This is a genomic window from Vibrio sp. 1CM23M (assembly GCF_023161755.1).
Classification (GTDB): domain Bacteria; phylum Pseudomonadota; class Gammaproteobacteria; order Enterobacterales; family Vibrionaceae; genus Vibrio; species Vibrio coralliirubri.
Genome location: NZ_JALNTR010000010.1, coordinates 118,765 through 138,803 on the forward strand (window position 1 = coordinate 118,765; position 20,039 = coordinate 138,803).

General features: G+C 40.7%; 13 protein-coding genes, 1 tRNA gene and 1 pseudogene. 11 read left to right on the plus strand and 4 right to left on the minus strand.

Going from position 1 to position 20,039, the window contains the following annotated elements; all coding sequences use genetic code 11:
- Window positions 1-125 precede the first annotated feature (125 nt).
- A complete protein-coding gene (locus tag MSG35_RS21115) occupies window positions 126-893 on the plus strand; it encodes a nucleotidyltransferase (protein WP_050654367.1) in 768 nt (255 codons plus the stop codon).
- Between the two features lie 93 nt (window positions 894-986).
- On the opposite strand, the pseudogene MSG35_RS21120 reads toward MSG35_RS21115, so the two are convergent.
- Window positions 987-1,791 (minus strand): annotated as a pseudogene (locus MSG35_RS21120) (DNA polymerase domain-containing protein); the annotation flags it as partial.
- Window positions 1,792-1,876: 85 nt separating this feature from the next.
- On the opposite strand from MSG35_RS21120, the gene MSG35_RS21125 reads away from it, so the two are divergent.
- The 4 genes from MSG35_RS21125 to MSG35_RS21140 all read left to right on the plus strand — a co-directional run bounded on the left by MSG35_RS21125 (window position 1,877) and on the right by MSG35_RS21140 (window position 8,208).
- The gene (locus MSG35_RS21125) at window positions 1,877-4,084 is read left to right on the plus strand and encodes an AAA family ATPase (protein WP_248384944.1); all 2,208 of its coding nucleotides are present in this window, start codon (window positions 1,877-1,879) and stop codon (window positions 4,082-4,084) included.
- Window positions 4,085-4,148: 64 nt separating this feature from the next.
- Complete coding sequence (locus MSG35_RS21130) at window positions 4,149-5,873, plus strand: hypothetical protein (protein ID WP_248384945.1); 1,725 nt, start codon at window positions 4,149-4,151, stop codon at window positions 5,871-5,873.
- A gap of 1,345 nt (window positions 5,874-7,218) precedes the next feature.
- Window positions 7,219-7,392: a hypothetical protein gene (locus MSG35_RS21135; protein ID WP_156785328.1), complete on the plus strand. Its 174-nt coding sequence runs from the start codon at window positions 7,219-7,221 to the stop codon at window positions 7,390-7,392.
- A gap of 249 nt (window positions 7,393-7,641) precedes the next feature.
- The gene (locus MSG35_RS21140; RefSeq protein WP_248384946.1) at window positions 7,642-8,208 is read left to right on the plus strand and encodes a recombinase family protein; all 567 of its coding nucleotides are present in this window, start codon (window positions 7,642-7,644) and stop codon (window positions 8,206-8,208) included.
- A 591-nt stretch (window positions 8,209-8,799) separates the two neighbouring features.
- On the opposite strand, the gene MSG35_RS21145 is transcribed toward MSG35_RS21140, so the two are convergent.
- Window positions 8,800-9,648 (minus strand): hypothetical protein, encoded by an 849-nt coding sequence (locus tag MSG35_RS21145; protein WP_248384947.1) that lies wholly within the window; start codon window positions 9,646-9,648, stop codon window positions 8,800-8,802.
- A gap of 185 nt (window positions 9,649-9,833) precedes the next feature.
- Here MSG35_RS21145 and MSG35_RS21150 point away from each other — a divergent pair, with 185 nt between their 5' ends.
- Both MSG35_RS21150 and MSG35_RS21155 read left to right on the plus strand, forming a co-directional pair.
- Window positions 9,834-10,676: a DNA-processing protein DprA gene (locus MSG35_RS21150; RefSeq protein ID WP_248384948.1), complete on the plus strand. Its 843-nt coding sequence runs from the start codon at window positions 9,834-9,836 to the stop codon at window positions 10,674-10,676.
- Window positions 10,677-10,703: 27 nt separating this feature from the next.
- On the plus strand, window positions 10,704-12,074 hold the full coding sequence (locus MSG35_RS21155) for a hypothetical protein (RefSeq protein WP_248384949.1): 1,371 nt from the start codon (window positions 10,704-10,706) through the stop codon (window positions 12,072-12,074).
- Window positions 12,075-12,113: 39 nt separating this feature from the next.
- Here MSG35_RS21155 and MSG35_RS21160 read toward each other — a convergent pair whose 3' ends face one another.
- Both MSG35_RS21160 and MSG35_RS21165 read right to left on the minus strand, forming a co-directional pair.
- Entirely contained in the window at window positions 12,114-13,685 is a 1,572-nt protein-coding gene (locus tag MSG35_RS21160) for a recombinase family protein (protein WP_248384950.1), read from the minus strand.
- A 125-nt stretch (window positions 13,686-13,810) separates the two neighbouring features.
- Window positions 13,811-16,174, minus strand: coding sequence for a DNA polymerase II (locus MSG35_RS21165; RefSeq protein WP_248384951.1), 2,364 nt, complete (start codon window positions 16,172-16,174; stop codon window positions 13,811-13,813).
- A gap of 426 nt (window positions 16,175-16,600) precedes the next feature.
- Here MSG35_RS21165 and uvrY point away from each other — a divergent pair, with 426 nt between their 5' ends.
- The 4 genes from uvrY to MSG35_RS21185 all read left to right on the plus strand — a co-directional run bounded on the left by uvrY (window position 16,601) and on the right by MSG35_RS21185 (window position 20,038).
- A complete protein-coding gene (uvrY, locus tag MSG35_RS21170; protein ID WP_004729778.1) occupies window positions 16,601-17,245 on the plus strand; it encodes a UvrY/SirA/GacA family response regulator transcription factor in 645 nt (214 codons plus the stop codon).
- 15 nt (window positions 17,246-17,260) lie between these two features.
- Window positions 17,261-19,093, plus strand: a complete 1,833-nt coding sequence (gene uvrC / locus MSG35_RS21175) for an excinuclease ABC subunit UvrC (protein WP_086969557.1) — start codon at window positions 17,261-17,263, stop codon at window positions 19,091-19,093.
- 46 nt (window positions 19,094-19,139) lie between these two features.
- Window positions 19,140-19,697, plus strand: coding sequence for a CDP-diacylglycerol--glycerol-3-phosphate 3-phosphatidyltransferase (gene pgsA / locus MSG35_RS21180; RefSeq protein WP_017061490.1), 558 nt, complete (start codon window positions 19,140-19,142; stop codon window positions 19,695-19,697).
- Between the two features lie 267 nt (window positions 19,698-19,964).
- Window positions 19,965-20,038 (plus strand) — tRNA-Cys (locus tag MSG35_RS21185).
- Window position 20,039 lies beyond the last annotated feature (1 nt).

The following is a 20,039-nucleotide window of genomic DNA, read 5'->3' on the forward strand; positions in this document are numbered from 1 at the left end:
CTTAGTGGGTCTATCCGCTGATTATATCTCGGAGATGCTATAAATAGGAATAGCTTGAATCATAAAGTCACCTAGGCGATCATAGAGTTATAGTTAAATCATTATTTTATTTACCGAAACGACCTATGCAGCTACCTGTTATTGACCCAACACAGCCTTTTCAACCTGAATTTCAACCTGTGGTTAACGATCTGATTACCTTTCTAAAAGGTGGATTAGGATCTAATCTGCACAGTATTTATATTTATGGCAGTGTGGCTCGTAAGCAAGCCGTCGTGGGTCGCTCCAATCTAGATGTGGTTGTGGTGACCCATAGACCGTTTCCTGACCAACGAACCACTTTGTTGAACACCATTAAATGGCGTTTCCAAAAGAGCTTCCCGCAGGTAACTCAAGTAGCAATTAAGACCACCTTAGTGAGTGAGATAGTCGATTTCGACAATATCTTCACTTGGGGTTTTATGCTCAAGCATTTAGCCGTGTGTGTGCATGGTGAGGACTTATCGGATTGCTATGGTGATTTTGAAACAAGTTGGGAAATTGCTAAGCATTGGAACATGGATGCGGAAAACTGGTTAGCGGTGTATCGCAATAAGATCGCACGAGCGACAACGCCAGAACAACAAGTCGCTGCGCAGGTGATTATCGCCAAGAAGCTTTTGCGAGCGAGTTACTCTTTGGTGATGTACCGCGATAAATATTGGTACGATGATCCTGTTGAATGTGGAAAGCAATTTTTGAAGTATCACCCAGATCGAGAAGTCGAAATCCAAAGGTTGGGCATTTTGCTTTCTGGTAGACCAATCCCTAAACGTTCGGTGATCGGTATTCTTGATGGTTTTGGTGAGTGGTTGATTAAGCAGTATCAGAAAACCGAGTTCAGAATCGGATAGAGATTGATGACCGATCAATTGATATAAAAAAGCAGAGCGTGCTGAAGAGCATGTCTCTGCTTTTTTCGTTTAAAGAGCAAATTGAATATAGTGCTAGAACAAACCCAACTGCTGCCCACTGACTCTTTCAAAATCTAAACCGATGAAGGGTAGGATTGCCTCTGCGACGGGTTTAATCTGTTTGTCGATGTAGTGCTGATAATCGATACCACTCTTTAAATACTCCTTGGGCTCAGGGCCACTCAGAGTAATCAAATACTCAATACGTCCTTTGTTTTGGTATTGAAGAGGGCGTCCTAACTGAGCATTGATCTCGTCGGCCATTCGAGCTGCGCGAACCTGAGGCGGAATGTTCTTTTGGTATTCGTGTAATTTGCGGCGTAAACGCTTTTGATACACCAACAAATCATCATGTTTGCCAGCAGAGGTTTCATCAACAAACTGTCTGACATAGTCGGTTGGATCTTGATCGTGAAACACCATCTCATACAAGGTTTGTTGGAATTGCTGTGCGAGAGGTGTCCAATCGGTGCGTGCACTCTCTAGTCCTTTAAATATGATCTTCTCTTTATCGCCTTGAGTGATTAAGCCGGCATAACGTTTCTTTGAGCCGGTTTCTGAACCTCTAATGGTTGGCATTAGAAACTTGCGATAGTGAGTCTCGTATTCCAGTTCAAGTATTGAGGTTAGGTTGTGGGTCTCTTTTAAGTGATTCGTCCACCAATCGTTGATGTAAGCGACCAGTTCATTCCCTATCTCGTCTGCTTTTTGCTGGTCATAACTGCCGTTTAGAGACACGAAGGTTGAATCGGTATCGCCGTAAATCACTTGATAGCCTTTGTCTTCGATCAGAACTTTAGTCTGCTTCATGATTTCATGCCCGCACAAAGATCAATGCTGGCAGAAAGCGAATTTGATAACAATCACATTTGAATAGAATGAAACTGGTATAGTATCCCGATAATTTTAGTCGGGATAACTTGATGTTTAAGAACATAAAATCAATAAAGAATTTCGGTATCTTCAAAGACGCCAAGACCAATGGCGGTCAACCATTCCTGCAATTTAACCTTATATATGGTTTTAACTATTCAGGTAAAACTACGCTATCACGTATCTTCAGAGCCATGCAGCAAGGGCACCTTCATGAAGATTTTGCAGATGCAACTTTTACTGTTGAGTGCCATGAAGGTGCATCGGTATCAAGTGCTACATTAACCCCTATTGCGGGCCTGCGAGTCTTCAATTCCGACTACATCAAAGATAACGTTAACTTTATTGATTCAAGTGTGAGCCCTGTACTGATAGTTGGCGAACCAAATATCGAATTGGAAACTGAGTTAAAACGTATAGAAGAAGTTGAAATTCCAGCAAAAGAATTGGATCGTGATCAGCATAAAAAGTCAGCCGATGATAAACAGACTGAAAAAGATAACCGATTGAAAACGGTTGGTCAGGTGGTTAGTGCTTTGAACGTATTAGGCGGTTCTACTTTCACCCGCACAGGCGTTACCCCTTTGTTGACGCAAGTTACTGCGGAAAACTTCAAGACAGGAGCTGAACTTGATCAATTGATGGAAACAGCACGTTCCAAGCAAGCCGATACAGTAAGTCTTGCTTCAATAAAAACCCCTGATATCACAGTTTTATTAGAACAAATTGAATCGATTCTGGGGGAATCTGTAACCCGTACAACTATCGAGGAACTTGAAGCCAATACAGATCTTAGTAAATGGGTTGAGGATGGTCTTAATCATCATCACGAACCAGACATATGTCAGTTCTGTAAGAACCCATTAACTGCCAATCGTCTTGATGAGTTAAACGGCTATTTTTCGGACACATACAAAAAATTGTCAACAAAAATCAACACCACTATTAAGCATGTTCAAGGTATTTCACTATCGCATTCTATCCCGAAAACAACCAACCTATATGCTGATTTACACCAAGGCTATGACGCCCTTATTGATCAAATTCAACCATTGGGTGAACAGGTTGAAGGTGTTAAGAATTCACTTCTTAAGGTGTTGGAAGATAAGCGTGAACGAATGGAAGAAATCGTTGCATTTTCACCTTCTGATTATCCAATGCCTGATACTTCAGGACTATTGGAGCAATTTAATGCGCCTATAAGCGAGCACAACCGTCGTTCATTAAAGCATGGTACCGAACAGACAAGGGCACGTGATGCGATTAAGCAACACTATGTTTATGTTGAAACTACTGAATACGATCATCTAGAAGCGACAAAACAGGTGAAAACGTTCAAGGATGAACACCAAGCTACTTTGACTGAAATTATCCGCTTGAATACCCGAGCGCGGGAGATCAAGGCTGAACTTCGCAATTTTAAGAAAGGTGCAGATAACCTGAATGACAATCTTCGCTTGTATTTCGGTAAGACTGATATCGAAATTCAACCCGTTGGCGATTCGTACCAGTTCATGCGTGAAGGAAGACCAGCGAAGCACTTATCTGATGGTGAACGAACGGCAATAGCATTTGCATATTTCATCACAGAACTTGAGGACGAATCCTTAAAGGACACTAAGCCAATAGTGTACTTAGATGATCCTATATGTAGTCTTGATTCAAACCACATCTATAATGTACTTGGGATTATTAAAGATAAGTTGAATCATGAAAAAGTTGAGCAGTTGTTTATATCAACGCATAACTTCGAATTCTTTAATCTTGTGAAAACATGGTTCAGTTATTACCAAAGAAAGCCACGACGTGCCGAGTTCTACTTAGTCAACCGTAAGGTAGATCAGTCAAGCATTAGTGAATTACCTAAACTACTGCTAAATCATAAGTCGGAATACGCTTATTTAATCAGTAAGATTAAAGAAGCAGTACAACATCCAGAGCTGTTTGATGCAATCAGTGTTCAAGCCTATATCCGTAAAGTATTGGAAGTCTATTTTTCATTCAGATTTAATCTGTCTGAATTCAAGAAACAGGGACAAGATTTTATAGCCCCCAACTTCTTAAAAGGTATCGAAGGTGCTGAAGTTAAATCCAGTACCCTATACGAATACATGAATGAGAAGTGTCACGCGAAGTCGATAGTACAAGGTTTAGAACTACCGGAAGCGGTTCAACCACAGTTAGCCCATATCTGGGATATCATTGACGAAGCTATTCGTACGAATGATAAACCACACTATGATGCTTATTATGCCTAAGTAGATATTCACCAGTACGATGCTGGTGGATGTTAATACGAATAAAAAATGACAAACTAACCATATGAAAACAGTTTTCCAGTTTACTGATCAACAGTTTACCGAATTCTTAAACGACAAATCAGCAAATCATAAACGTAAGTACATATCCCAACGAAAATTCGAGTTGAAAGTTATTGAACGTGGGTATGATTTTCATCGAGACTACGAATATATCAATGCCCAAGTGCGTTGTAAGTTAATCTGCCCATTCGGTCATGAGTATGACGCATTAGCCCGTTCATTTACCAATAAGAATGTAAGGTGTTCTTCTTGTTCGGGCAATAATGCAAGCAAAGCCAAACAAGAGTTCGAGGCTGAGGTATTAAGACGTTGTTATACCTTTTCTGTGAATTATGAGTATACAAATGCACGTACTAAGGTTGAACTGCTATGTCCAAAAGGGTCTTTGTATGCAGTAGCCCCTGATACTTTTAAAAACCAAGGAACTAATTGCCCTTGTTGTTTGGAAAATAACCTATTTTGGGTGAAAGCAAAGGATGATTTTGAAATATCGGTAAAAGAGAGAGGCTTTACACTTGGCAAAGGACATAAATACAAAGTAGCAACAGAGCCAGTTGATTTGATATGCCGAGATGGTCATCAGTTTCACATCACCCCAAGTTACTTCAAATCTAATCAATTAGAGTGTCCGATATGCAAAAAAGAGTTGTATAAAAATGACTTTGAGAGACTTGTTGTTGAAAGGGGGTACGTATTTCATCCTGAGTACTTGTTCATAAATGGTACAACAGTAGTACAATTAATTTGTCCTAAAGGATCTGACTATTCGGTTGCCCCCGCTGTCTTTAAAACACTAAAGTTTGGATGCCCATGTTGTGATGGACAAGACAAAGCATTAGCCAAAAAAGCATTCGAGCAAGAAGTATCAAATCGTGACTATTTGTTTTCGGCTAACTATGAGTATGTAAATGCACGTACCAAAGTGGACTTAATTTGCCCCAAAGGAACACCTTATTCAGTTGCACCGGATACTTTTAAAAATCAGAATGTTAATTGTCCTTGTTGTAATGAAGGTAGACAACCCGATCTATTGGTAAAAGAAGCATTTGAGATACTTGTAGTTGAACGCGGTTATTCATTTCATCCAGACTATGTTTATGTAGATGCTAATACTAAAGTCATGTTGATTTGTCCAAATGGTACTGATTATCAAGTTGATACACGGAACTTCAAAAACGGTAAAGGGTGCTTATGCTGTATAGGTAGAATGCCAATACAGCAACGTAAAGCATTCGAAGAAAAAGCTATAGAAAAAGGGTATTCCTTTGCGGCTACGTATGAATACATTGATTCTAAAACACGAGCAGATTTGATTTGTCCTAAAGGTACGCCATATAAAGCACAGCCAACTAACTTCAAGCATTCAGGGAATGGATGCCCATGCTGTGCCGAAATCGGTTTTTTACCAGATAAAGAAGGTTACTTATATCTTCAAGAATTATGGTTAGATGATGAACTTCACGCATATAAGTTTGGTATAACTAACCGTGATCCCGAAAAACGCATGAAAGAACACCAACGAGGTTCAAAATTAACACATGTATTGCTTACAAAAGGTGTTTATTCGAAAGTAGGGCAAGTTGTTTTGGACCTTGAAAACCAAATCAAAAAATCAGTTAAAGCAAAGTACGTTTCATCGAGCATTATGGAAGATGGATGGACAGAAACGATACATCCCAAGTACTTGAGTGAAGTGCTTGATATAATAGATAAATTTAGATATTAGTTATCAGTTAAGTTTTTTTAGGCACTTTCAGAAGTCATGTCATAATAAAGTATAACAAAGATAAAGTTATAAATACTATTGTAATCAGTAGATTACCTTATACAGAACTATAGGCAGTGAAGTATAACGATAAAATAATTCCCATGCATGGCTTAGGCGGTGCAGACAAAATTAGTAGAAAATCAGATGTGTTTCACTGCCTAAACGTTCAACACATCTGGCTTTTGAAAACATAGCCCGATGTGTAAAAGCATTGGGCTTTTTTATGCCTAATGAAAATCACAGGGAAGATAAATGGTAGTAAGACGAAACTACCACGTGTGCAGGGCTTCATAGGTATCTTAACAGACCGTGTGTTGCACATATGAATGCAGGGCTTCCCCTGCGACTTGAAGAACTATTGATGTGCCCAAACGGAAGGACTACATATCAATACACGCGCAAGGATAAAGAAAGACGGACTTATGCGCCAATCGTAGTTGATTGGGTGAGCATAAATGGAAATGATGTAAATCTGGTCAATAAATCAGATTTCGGGCTATTACAATAGTTTGCTTTGTTGTGATAGTGGTGGGGTTAACGCCCTGACCGTAGTGAAGAAAGGACGCACTGACACAGGTATAGCACTACCGCCTGTGGATTTAGGTGTAAGCAAATATTAGCGATGCACTGCTAAACTAAGACCCTTGTCCAGTGTGTATCAAAAGCACTGACGGGGGGGAAATAAAATATTGCTTCTACCAACTACCTAATGTGTCTTGAAAACACTTTGGTGTTTTCATTAAAGATGATTGTTTCTTATTCCAATTAAAAGACATGCGGATTATCGAAATGATGCGCGAACAGCGCTTCAGTTTGATGGACGCAAAGCGATTGCTTGCAATCGGTTTCTTTATAATTACTTCATGCACTTCCTATTTCTTCCTTTAAATACTATGGCATCGCTGCACTTCGTTCCGCTACTACTTGGGCGTGACTGCGCACTTCGTTTGCCAAAGAAAACGGCTATTTGAAGCCGTCAGAAAGGAATTTACATGAACAACAAAGACACAATGAAAATACAAAAAATCATGCGTAATCCAGATGAAACAGATCCATGTGTTCTAAAGGAAGTAGTTCTTCTTTTGAGTCAGGAGATGCAATGAGAGATATAACAAACGCACAAAGAAACACATGTATTTGCATTACATGTGATTACTTCAAAAGAAGCGGAATACATTTAGTACCAGACATGTTTCATGAAACAGATCAAGATGATTATAAATTCATAATGCAAGATGCATGGCTTGAATACATATTAGATATAGAAGAGCTGTCGATCAGATACACAGTAAGTATATCAACAATGCAAAAACCAGAACGCTTTGTTGTGAACATTACTAATAACGGCGGAATGGATCATGTTAATGAGTACGAAACGTTTGAGATTCATGAACACTTAATGCAGCAATACATCAGTGATGATGAAGGTTATAAAGAAGAAGTAAATCAGAACCCAGTATTCAGCAATTGGCTTTGAGCACTAAGGTCATTACAACGTGACTGAGTGTTCTGGTAGCACAATGTTACGTGGGCTAAGCCCTATCTATTTGCTGGTGGATTTTTTCAAAGTATGTGGCATCAAAAACGACCGTTATCTGATACCATTTCTAATATGCCATTTCTAATATGCCATTTCAGTATCATAAATCATACCTATTGACTTTATGATACTACAGAGTAATGATACCACCCATAGATGATACCAATTAAAACTAAACGGATACTAATGCGAACATTTGCTTACTGCCGAGTTTCAACAACGGAACAAACAACCGAAAACCAAATTGTTGCTATTAGAAGTTCAGGCTACAGCGTTGACGACAGTCGCGTGATATCTGAAACGGTATCCGGTGCAACGTCAGCAATGCTACGTCCAAATTTCAAAGCACTGGTTGATCACAAACTTGAACCAAACGATACGTTGATTGTTTTGAAGCTTGATCGTCTTGGGCGTGACAATATAGATGTACAGCAAACAGTTGAATTGCTAATTCAGAAAGGAATTCATGTTGTTTGTTTAGACCTACCAACACCCGACCTTTCATCTTCACAAGGCAAGTTGATGCTTCAAATGTTCAGTGCCTTTGCTGAATTTGAACGCAACCGCATCAGTGAAAGAACGAAAGAAGGGCTTGAACGTGCAAAGCAGCAAGGGAAGAAATTAGGTAGACCTGAAGCACAAGAAACTACTAAGCAGGTTCAGTATTACAAAGCACAAGGACTATCACAGTCCAAAACTGCTGCCGCTGCAAGCCTTGGAATAGCCACTGTAAAGCGTCACTGGAATAAGTAATACCACAGGAAACATAACGAACAACCACTTCATAATCGATGCTTAATGCAGGATTCTTGTTAGTTCGATTTTTAGAAACAATTATAAAGGCGAACAGCAGTATTAAATCTATAAAAGTCAACATAACCCCCAAGCCCCCCATACCCTAAAACTAGCCAAGCACCCGATCGCATGGGGTGGGTATCGAGAGTTTCAGCCTGATTTTTTACCAGCCAGCCAGACTTTTTTGATTTAATAGGCATGGTTTACAATTTCTTTTGTAAACATAATTAGTTGTTTTTGTTTACATTTCACCAATTGTGTGACATACTTCAAATTATTGATTAGAGCGTATTGGTCTGAAAGCGTTATTGATGGTCGCATCTGCACGACTTACCCAGTCACTGAACACGTAAAAGCAGAAGCATGCTTAATTGCAAACTATCCACTAACAAGCAAGACCTACGAAGAAAGCACATCTACATCAACTACAACCAAGAAGGAATCTAAAATGAAGAAATCATCTAAATCCCTGAAAAAACTTGGTGCAGTTGCTGGCTTATCTTTAGCGTTACTAGGGGGCACTGAACTAAAAGTTCAGACCAATGCGCTTTAATCTTCTACTACAGAAATAAAAATTCTATTAGCATTCCACAATTCGATAATCTTTCGATTCTTCTGAGCATTCCAGAAGCACTTACCAAATAGCATTAATCCAGCACCTTCTAAGTCACGCTTTTCAGTGATGTTGAAACATTTCAATACTTGTTCTTTGTGCCGCTTAATCGGAATACCTACATCTTCACAATCAGATGGATTTAACCATTCTAAGTTTTTGTCTGAATGAGATATTGTTCCCCAGTACATTTTTGGCTTTGCTTCTTTTGGGCTATCTGCCGCTTCAGCATCAACAAAATTAACAAATAGATTCTTCGCTTTATAAGGGTATCTTTCATCGATCGTAATTATTGTATCTGATTCAGCCAAATCACTGCCACGCATCAGGCTATTCAACGCCTTTTCCATACCCAGAACAGTTGTTCTTACGTTATTGACTGAGCCGGTATGAGATTTAGTCGTACCAGAACGCACGGATTTCATCTTAGATGGGCGATCCTTGGTATCTTCGCCTGAAGGCTTAGAGTCTGATGCAAAGAAATCAAAAATAACTTCTTTTGAATCAGCAATTACTTGATTAACTTCTAATGCATGCCGAACTTCACGTTCACGTTGTGGAGATGAGCGTCCTTCATCACAACCGTCTGCGTGATATCTGGAGCCAAAGCATGCTGCTTTTCCATCTTTACTTTTTTTGCGGTAATACGCCTGTGCACGGCACTTTGGATCAGGGCATTCTAAGTACTGCCTGTATCTTTCTATTTCTGATTCAGACAACTTCTGAAAATTAAGGATATTGTACGTTTTTTGCTTATCACCATAAGTGCATACAGCATCTATCATTTAGTAAACCCCTGAATTAGTGTAATCTATTGACTTTTCATCACTTATAGATGCCGCTGTAAAGTATTAGTATCGCAAATGTGACTAAAACTTGAACTAAATCAATTGGCAGATTAAAAGTAGGTATATTCATTTGCAATCACTGCGTCTGTTAGCATACATTCGGGAGTGATTGGAGACTTATCGTGATTAATTTGAACAAAGATCAAAAACTTGCTTGGTGCCACGCTGCACTTATATTAACGAAGAAGATACCTGTAGGTAGTGTGTCGGCAAATAAGAAATTGACTGACATGCTGCTAAACATAGGGTCTTTGGAAGACATATATAACCAGCATTACGGCATGATCCCTATTGATGAAAAGATTGAGCATCAGCTTGATAGGGTTTACAGCAAAATTGACTTCAATTTCAAGGTCATCACGATAAATGACCCTGATTATCCTGAAAAAATGAGATCTGTTGAAGGTGCTACACCAGTCCTGTATTGCCGTGGAGATAACAACCTGCTTAATGCAAGCAAGACGATATCCTTTGTTGGTACACGTGAACTTCACAACCCTGAGCATGTTAGGCATGGTGACGCTGTGATAGCACGTCTGCTTGGAGCAGGCTATGCGATTGTAAGTGGATTAGCGGCTGGTTCCGATACACTAGGGCATGAGGCAGCCATTAGACATGGTGGTAGGACTATAGCAGTTCTGGGTACCCCTTTAGATCAATACTTTCCAAAGGATAATAAGGCACTTCAAGACGAAATTGCCGAAAATCACCTTTTGGTATCTGAGTATCCGATAGGAATACGTAGCTTTGGTTCTTTTTTTGCCAATAGGAACCGGACAACAGTAGGTCTATCAAGTGAAGGTGTTGTAGTAGCCCGTGCTGGTGACAGAAGCGGAACCCAATATGCTGTTAGGCACTGTATAGAGCAGAGTAAGCAGTTGTACGCTTTGGAAAACAACATCCATGAACCCGAATATCAATGGGTTCATAAGTACAAAGATAATTTAAAAGTGATCAGGCAGTGATTCTAATATCTTATTGGAGTTCAGCCGATGGAAGTCATAATCTTCGATCTTGATAACACACTTGTAGACACAAGGGCTTGTAAGCCCTACCTTCAGACATCACATGGTCGTGCCCTTATCGTAGATAAATTACGTGAAGGAGAAATAGAGACTGTCCTGTATGATGAAAAGATTGTTGATTATGTCAATAATCTTTCGGATATGTATGGCGATACACATGTTGTCTTTATCACCGATTCCCCAAATTCCCCCGAGTGCCGATATTGCGAAACAATTTTAGATATACACGGCTTTCAGTTCGACGATAAACATATCCTATCTAACGCAGGAAAGCCTTGTTGTGATTTAGAAGAGTTCTTAGATGGTTTAGCACGTTATCACGACCAAGATTTTAGCGATGTTCGTTTACTTGTGATTGGTGATTCTGCAAAAGATATCCATTTTGGTCACTATATAGAGTCCCCATCAGTGTTTTGTACATGGGGTACAGAGTTTGAAGAAAAATGGATTACTGATAACGCCATTCCAACAGCTATTGTTAATAATTTAGATGAGTTAGATGAAATCATAACCGATTTTATTAATGATACCTTAGAGTACGAGGCTTACGACTTTCAACAACATTTCCATACAGTATCGTTAGACGATATAGACGTACATACAATTCCAGACGAAAATATAGGTCATTCAAGAGATTTTATTCCACGATACCGTGACTGTAGTACACAAGCGTATAAGAACACATGGTTTGATGTTTATTACGGTTTAAAACCAGCAAAAAATCTTACTTATAGATTGCTTAACCGTAATTGTGGAGTTCCTTATTGTACCAGTGCAGGTAAAGTCAATGATGGTTCGAATGTCGCACTAAAACGTTTGTCAGGAATTTATATAAAACAGTTTTATGAGTGGGCTGAAGAAAAGGGGCTGGAAGGAAAAGTTGCCTTAGTACCGATACCTAGTTCTGTTCCTGAAGAGTGTAATCATTCAAGACCAATGGCCAAAGTTGTCTATTGGTGGGAGGAATGGGCAAATGCTAAGAATAATCAGCCCTATGAAATTAAAGCGCATCAAGTAATTGAAAGGTGGGAGCCTAAAAAGCCATCGCATAAATCACATGAAGCAAGGCGAGCAGAGGCGCATATAGAAACGTTAGGTGTCTACAAGGAGGAAGACGCTAAGTTTCCTAAAGATATTACAGCAGTAGTATTGTTAGATGATGTTTATACGTCTGGTGCACAAATGAACGCGGTTGCATCTGTACTTAAGGGGTTAGATATGATTCCCGAAAATGTACCAATATATGGATATGCATTTGCAAGGACTAAATCAACAAACCCGTTTGCTAATATTCAAGCAATAATCGACCAAATTAACGCAGCAGAAAACGAGCAATAAAATAAAAGGGCATAACAACAACGTAATGCCCTTAGTTCTTTAGAGGAGCATATTTCCTTGGCTATCGCTTGAATAGGCAGTGGTAGCCAGTGGAGTGCGCATGTCATGCATTAGCATGGCTTGTTTATGTCCATTGTAGTATTCAACAATGAAAAACGGCTTAGTTTCTGAATCATCAAGCAGAAACTTATTTACGCCAGCACCTTCGGAGTATACATCTACACGCTTAATAAGCATTCGTAGATAATTGCTGATTTCTGCTACAGATAAATCGTTTAAAGTTACATCGCGCAGTAAGTTTCCTGTAACTGGCTTTGTTTCTTCCTTACGCAGTTGCTGGATGAGATCCAAGTTCACTTCTTGCATCTGAATGTAACGTTCAATCAGTTCAGGTTTATTCATTTTTAACGTCATATCCATGATGTTTAGATTCTGTTGTTCTAACCCTTCAATTTCTGCTGAATGATCAATGACAACTGATTGGCTAACGTGGTTTGTGTTAAATGTATCAGATGATTTGATCAGCATTTCTTTAATTATTGGGTAATATAAATCACGGTTATTACAACCGTTTCCATTGTTCTTACCCGTGCAACATAAACGAAAACTAGTGATGGTCTGGTTATAGTAAGACCCATCGGGACGCTTCTTACGGGAATTAATTTTGTGATACATAGGTGAGCCACATTCACAGTACATTAGCCCTTGTAGTGTATTGTCCTTTTCATATAAAGACGTTCGTACCTTAGATGATCCTTTCTTTTGCATTAGAATTTGAACACGATCATAGGTTTCTTTTGATACAACAGCAGGGAAGAAGCCATCTTGGGTCAAACCACGCTTCAAGTATTCCAGTCGCCCATAAACCGACGGATCCTTTAAGATGCGCTTGATAGGTGCTACTTGCCATTTCTTACCTTTTAACGAAGCAATACCTTGTTTATTCAAATGATCGGCAATACCACGATACCCAAAGCCAGCAAGGTACATTTCGAAAATGGTCTTTATACAGCCCGACTTTATGTTTAAGCGGTAATTTGTTCTGTCTTTGTCCCATGAAAGCCATAGTGGACGAGATTGTAAATTTACTTTTTTGCCTTGGCTAATATCACGAAACTGCTTATTCCAATAGCCTTTAACACGTTCTGAGAGTCGTTCGGTGTAGACGTTGGCAGATTCTACTTTAACCAACAGATCAACCATTTCCCCAAGATTAAGACGTCCCTTGAATACTTGACGGGTAAGCAAAACATGAATTTCAATCCCAGCATCAAGGATAGGATTAAAAGTTGTTTCAACAGCAGATAGAAAGTGTTCGCGAGTCAGGCGATCAATATCTTCGATAAGAAGCCACGAGCCTTTCGCAATATAACCAGCTTCTACTTGCTTTAGAAACATTCCAAATTCAGCATCTTCATGTCGATGATTACCATGAAAGGCAGATCGCCCTACGTCTTGCATTTCAATGAGGTCGATTTTAGTTCCTTTACAATCTTGTTCTGAAAGGTACTTCTTTATTGATAATTTCTGGCGTTCAGAACCAGACCGACCTTCTTTGGCTTGCTGTGAATCCGATAAACGTGTGTAAGCGTAGGCATTGATAGATGGCATAATTCACCCTTAATTCAGACAATGTAAGCCCAAGAAAATGCGTTTTCTGCATTACTTGGTGACTTTTTATGATGACATGAAAAAAAATGCGGCCTAAAACGCCGCATTAGGATGAAAGATATGTATTAAAAAAGACCAATCTGGGGGGCAGTGATAGAATCAAAATCTTTGCCTATAAATGGCAATATACCGTCAGCTACAGGTTTCAATTGCTTATCTATGTAATGCTGATAATCAGTAAGGCTTTGCTGGTAACTACTTGGTTCAGCACCGTTGACAGTAATTACGTATTCAATAACGCCTTTTCGTTGGTATTGTAAAGGGCGACCCAATTTAGCATTAATTTTGTCAGCCATACGAGCGGCACGAACCTGTGGAGGAATGTTCTTTTGGTAATCATTCAGATTACGTCTTAAACGTTTACGATAAACCAGTTGTTTATCATGCTTGCCTTCAAGAGTTGCATCTACATATGAACGAATGTATTCATCAGGGTCTTGGTTATGGAAGACCATATCAAATAGTACTTGCTGGAATTTTTGTGCTAATGGTGTCCAATCTGTACGAACAGTTTCAAGTCCTTTGAATATCATCTTTTCTTTACCATCTTGAATCACTAATCCAGCATACCGCTTCTTCGAACCAGTTTCAGAGCCACGAATGGTAGGCATCAGGAACTTTTGATAATGCGTTTCGTATTCAAGTTCAAGCCAACAGTCTAAGTTGTATTCATCGCGCAAATGCTTAGTCCATGCAGAATTTATGTCAATAACTAACTGATTACCCACCGAGTCTGCTTCATCTTGGGTATGGCTTTTCCCTAAATGCACGAAGACAGAATCAGTATCACCGTAGATAACTTTATAGCCTTTTTCTTCAATCATATCTTTCGTTCGAGATAGTACTTCGTGCCCGCGCATGGTAATTGAAGACGCTAACCGGGTATCGAAGAAACGACAACCAGACGAACCTAACACACCATAGAATGAGTTCATGATGATCTTAATCGCCTGAGAGAACGCCTTCTCGTTGTTCTTCTTCGCCACATCACGTGCAGCCCAGAGGTTTTCAATCATCTCTGGCAAGAAGTGTTTAGAGCGGTGGAATTGCCCACCTCGAAAGCCATCAACGGCTTGGTCTTCTGCTGGGCCTAGTTCTAGCTTCAACCCTTCAATCAGCCCCATAGGGTCAATCAGAAACGAGCGAATGATTGATGGATACAGGCTCTTAAAGTCGAGTACCAAAACCGAGTCGTACAGATTGGGAATCGAATCCATCACATAACCGCCGGGGCTCGCAATCCAATTCTCTGGCTCTAAGTTCGGTGCGACATAACCCGCCCTGTGGATTTGAGGCAGATATAAGTTAGTAAAGGCAGCAACAGAACCGCCAACACGATCAAGCTCCACACCGGTCAGTCGTGAACGCTCAATAGCAAAATCGAGTAGGTGAGTGTGTTCGAAGATTCGGTTTACTAGCACGCAGTCTTGAAGGTTGTACTTAGCGAGTGAAGGTTTATCGAACTTAAACATTCGGTTTATCTCATCCATACGGTCGTGAACGTTATGGATGTCTTTGCCTTCACCAAGCAGTTCTTGTGATACCGACTCAAGAGACCAAGAACGGAAGTGGTAGGTCGCTGTCTTGAGCATATCGATACCATCCAAGACAACGCGGCCGGGGATTGTGATAAAACCTTGCTGATTTTGCGCGGAACTGCGGAAAAAGCTAGGTTGATTGTCTCTGCCGATGTTGAGCTTCACTTCGTTCCATTCTGAACGTTTGTGCAGCAGCCTAAAATCGAAGTCGATAACGTTCCAACCAATGATGATGTCAGGATCAAATTCAGAGAACCAAGCTATCATTGCTTCGAGTAGCGCTTTCTCGTTGGCAACCCATTGGATATTGGTTTCAGCTTGTTGTGCTTCGCCGACCATGATCACTCGGCTGTCCATCGGACTGTCTAGGCCGATTGAATAAAGCACGCCTTTTTCCGAACACTCAATATCAAGCGAGACCACAGATAGACTGGGTAAGTAATCACCTGCTCGGCATTTTGCGTTTGAGACTCGACGGTGCTGATTTTTTTGCACAGCAGATCCGGTGAACTCAATACTTCCCTTGATAAAACGTTCCATCAAGAATCGATCGGCGAGTCGAATATCGCTTTCAAAGGTTTGGATTTCTTCGTTGTGAAAGGCTTGCGCTAAACCAAAGCTGCTTCTCGACAGTGAGGTGTAACACGCGGCGAGAGGTGTTTGCTCGAATGTGGCTAATTCTAGAGGCTTAAATTGGCAATCGATCGACTCATTCGCTGCGATTGCCTGACATGCATCTAGATCAGATTTAGCAACAAAAAATACCGGTTTTTCATTTTGAATCGTCAGCAGAGTAGGGCCTTGAGGGGTGCTTAACCACAAGTCGATTTGTGTGCGCCCTGAAAAATCTCTTGCTTGTCTTGTGAGTACAAAGCCTTGCTGAATATCCAATGTAGTAACCTATTGAAATGGGGAATCGAATACTACCATTTAGCGACCCTCTGCGCACAACAGGCAGTAAAAATACTAACTAAATTCTAGTTAGTAGAGGCGAATAACGGGACTCTATAAGCAAATAAGTGAAATTGTCGCGAATGGTTATTCAATGGTATTGAAAATATCTTTATCTTATGTAATTTTATTGGGTGTTGTTTTAACTGGTTGATTTTTAGAAAAAGCTTGTTGTTTTAGTTAGCTTATTTGTTAATAAGTACTTGCTAAAGTTCGTGTTTCAGCACATATTCAACAGAGCTTTTTTTTAGTAATTAAGTTAAGATGTACTCAATGCTGCGATCCACTGTTCCTTTGTTCAATTGTTTCAAACAGATGAAATGACACAGTGGTTGCAGAGCCAATTAATAGTGTGGAGATACAAGTTTGATAAATGTTTTCCTTGTAGATGATCACGAGCTGGTTCGCACAGGGATACGACGTATTATTGAAGACGTCCGTGGAATGAACGTAGCAGGGGAAGCTGAAAGCGGTGAAGATGCTGCAAAATGGTGTCGTACTAACAATACTGACGTTATTTTGATGGATATGAATATGCCTGGTATTGGTGGCTTAGAAGCAACCAAGAAGATCTTGCGTTTCAACCCTGATGTTAAAATCATCGTTTTAACTGTTCATACGGAAAATCCGTTTCCAACTAAAGTGATGCAAGCTGGAGCTGCTGGTTACCTTACTAAAGGGGCAGGTCCGGATGAAATGGTAAATGCAATTCGAGTGGTTAATAGTGGCCAACGATACATTTCACCAGAAATTGCGCAGCAGATGGCTTTGAGCCAATTCTCGCCTGCGTCTGAAAATCCATTCGCAGACTTATCTGAACGTGAACTTCAAATCATGATGATGATTACTAAAGGTCAGAAAGTGACGGATATTTCAGAACAACTCAATCTAAGTCCTAAAACAGTCAACAGTTACCGCTACCGCTTGTTCAGTAAGCTGGATATCAGTGGCGATGTAGAGCTGACGCATTTAGCGATTAGACATGGAATGTTAGACACTGAGACCCTTTAACACTGAGATCGTATAGTGACCAACTTGTTTGACTCAGTCTCATTCCTCAAGACAGTAACAGAGCAGCCCGGCGTTTATCGAATGTATAACGCCGAGGCTGTCGTTATTTACGTCGGTAAAGCTAAGAACCTCAAAAAACGCCTTTCCAGTTATTTCCGTAAAAAAGTCGACAGTGAAAAAACACGTGCTCTAGTCAGTAATATTGACAAGATCGATGTCACTGTAACGCACACGGAAACAGAAGCGCTCATTCTTGAGCACAACTACATCAAGCAGTACTTGCCTAAATACAACGTACTTTTGCGTGATGATAAGTCGTACCCTTATATTTTTATTAGCGGTCACAAGCATCCTCGTTTGTCGATGCACCGTGGTGCTAAGAAGAAAAAGGGCGAATACTTTGGTCCTTACCCTGATTCCGGCGCTGTGCGTGAGACGCTACACCTACTCCAAAAGATTTTCCCTGCCCGCCAGTGTGAAGATACGGTTTATGCCAATAGAACGCGCCCGTGTTTGATGTATCAGATTGGCCGTTGTGCTGCGCCTTGTGTCAGCTCAATCATCTCTGATGAAGAGTACAGTGAACTTATCGACTACGTTCGTCTATTCCTGCAAGGGAAAGACAAATTAGTCCTTGAGACGCTCATCGAAAAGATGGACACAGCAAGCCGTGAGCTTCGTTTTGAACAAGCTGCCGCTTTCCGTGACCAAATCCAAGCGATTCGACGTGTGCAAGAACAACAATACGTATCTGACGATTCAATGGAAGATATGGACGTGTTGGGCTTTGCTCAAGAGAATGGCGTAGCGTGTATTCATATCTTGATGATTCGCCAAGGCAAGGTTTTAGGCAGTAGAAGCCATTTCCCTAAAATTCCAAACAATACGGTGCGAGAAGAGGTCTTTTCGAGCTTTTTAAGCCAATACTATCTTGCGCATAATGAAGCGAGAACCATCCCAACCCGTTTGATTCTCAATGCCGATTTGATGGAAGATGTCACACCGATTCAAGAAGCCTTGTGTGAAGTAGCGGGTCGTAAGATTCACTTCAATACCAACCCTTCAGGTACTCGAGGTCGTTACCTTAAATTGTCGAATACCAATGCATTGACGGCTATTACCACCAAGATTAATCACAAGATGACGATTAATCAGCGCTTCAAAGAGCTCCAAGAAGTTCTGTCGATGGATGCTATCAAGCGCATGGAATGTTTCGATATCAGTCATACCATGGGTGAAAGCACGATTGCGTCGTGTGTGGTATTCAATCAAGAAGGCCCGGTTAAACCGGAGTACCGTCGTTACAACATCACCGGCATTACAGGTGGCGATGATTATGCAGCGATGGCTCAGGCGCTTGAGAGACGTTATTCGAAGCAACTCGATGTCGACAAGATCCCAGACATCATCTTTATCGATGGTGGTAAAGGTCAGCTAAACCGCGCTCATGAGATCATTTCTCAATATTGGGGGGATTGGCCGTTTAGACCAAGAATGATGGGTATTGCGAAAGGGGTAACGCGTAAACCGGGTTTAGAAACTTTGGTAACCCTTGAAGGTGAAGAATTTAATTTACCTAGTGATGCGCCAGCACTGCATCTTATCCAACACATTCGTGATGAGAGCCATAATCATGCGATTGCAGGGCACAGGGCGAAACGTGGTAAAACGCGCAGAACCAGTGCTTTGGAAGGAATTGAAGGGGTAGGGCCTAAACGTCGTCAAGCTTTGCTGAAATATATGGGTGGCTTACAAGAACTTAAGCGTGCAACTGTCGAAGAAATAGCCAAAGTGCCGGGCATTAGTCATTCTTTGGCAGAAAACATTTATCAAGCATTGAAACAATAGTAAAAATCCCGCACCATTAAAGCGCAATTAATAAGAGCCCAATAATATGCGTTTGAATATACCTAACATTTTGTCCTTACTGAGACTATTTTTGATCCCAGTATTCGTTGTCGTTTTCTATCTACCTTATCAATGGGCTCCTTTCGCTGCTGCGATGGTGTTTTGGGTAGCAGGTTTCACTGACTGGCTAGATGGCATGCTAGCTCGTAAGTTAGGGCAAACGTCTCGCTTCGGTGCCTTCATTGACCCTGTGGCTGACAAAGTGTTGGTCGCTACGGCTCTTATCCTGATTACAGAGCATTACCACTCGATTTGGATAACTATCCCAGCGGTGACCATGATTGCTCGTGAGATCATCATTTCAGCGCTGCGTGAATGGATGGCTGAAATCGGTAAACGCGCAAGTGTTGCGGTATCTTGGGTTGGTAAAGTCAAAACGGTTTCTCAGATGTTCGCTCTTTGGGTACTTATCTGGAGATACGACGACTGGATGGTGTGGGTAGGTTACATTGCACTGTATGTCGCCACCGTTCTTACTTATTGGTCAATGGCACAATACTTGATGGCTGCCAAAGACGATTTGTTAGACGAAAAACATCATTGATGAAGAAGCGAGCTGAGGCTCGCTTTTTTGATCTTTAACCTAAGGCTAAGTTATCAATAGTGGATATCTAATGTGATATAGATCTCCTTTGAATAACCCGCTCACAGTGTGTTTTGAACATAAAGTCAGCTATTTGGCCTGTTTCGTATGAAATCTATTCAAACGAATTAAAAAGTACAAAAATAATATTGACTCAATCGTCTGAATCCGTAGAATGCATCCCGTACCCAAGAGGATGGCAATGAGCGATTCGATTGGAGTTACTAAGGCGCCTTGGCAGAGTGGCTATGCAGCGGATTGCAAATCCGTGGACCTCGGTTCGACTCCGGGAGGCGCCTCCAT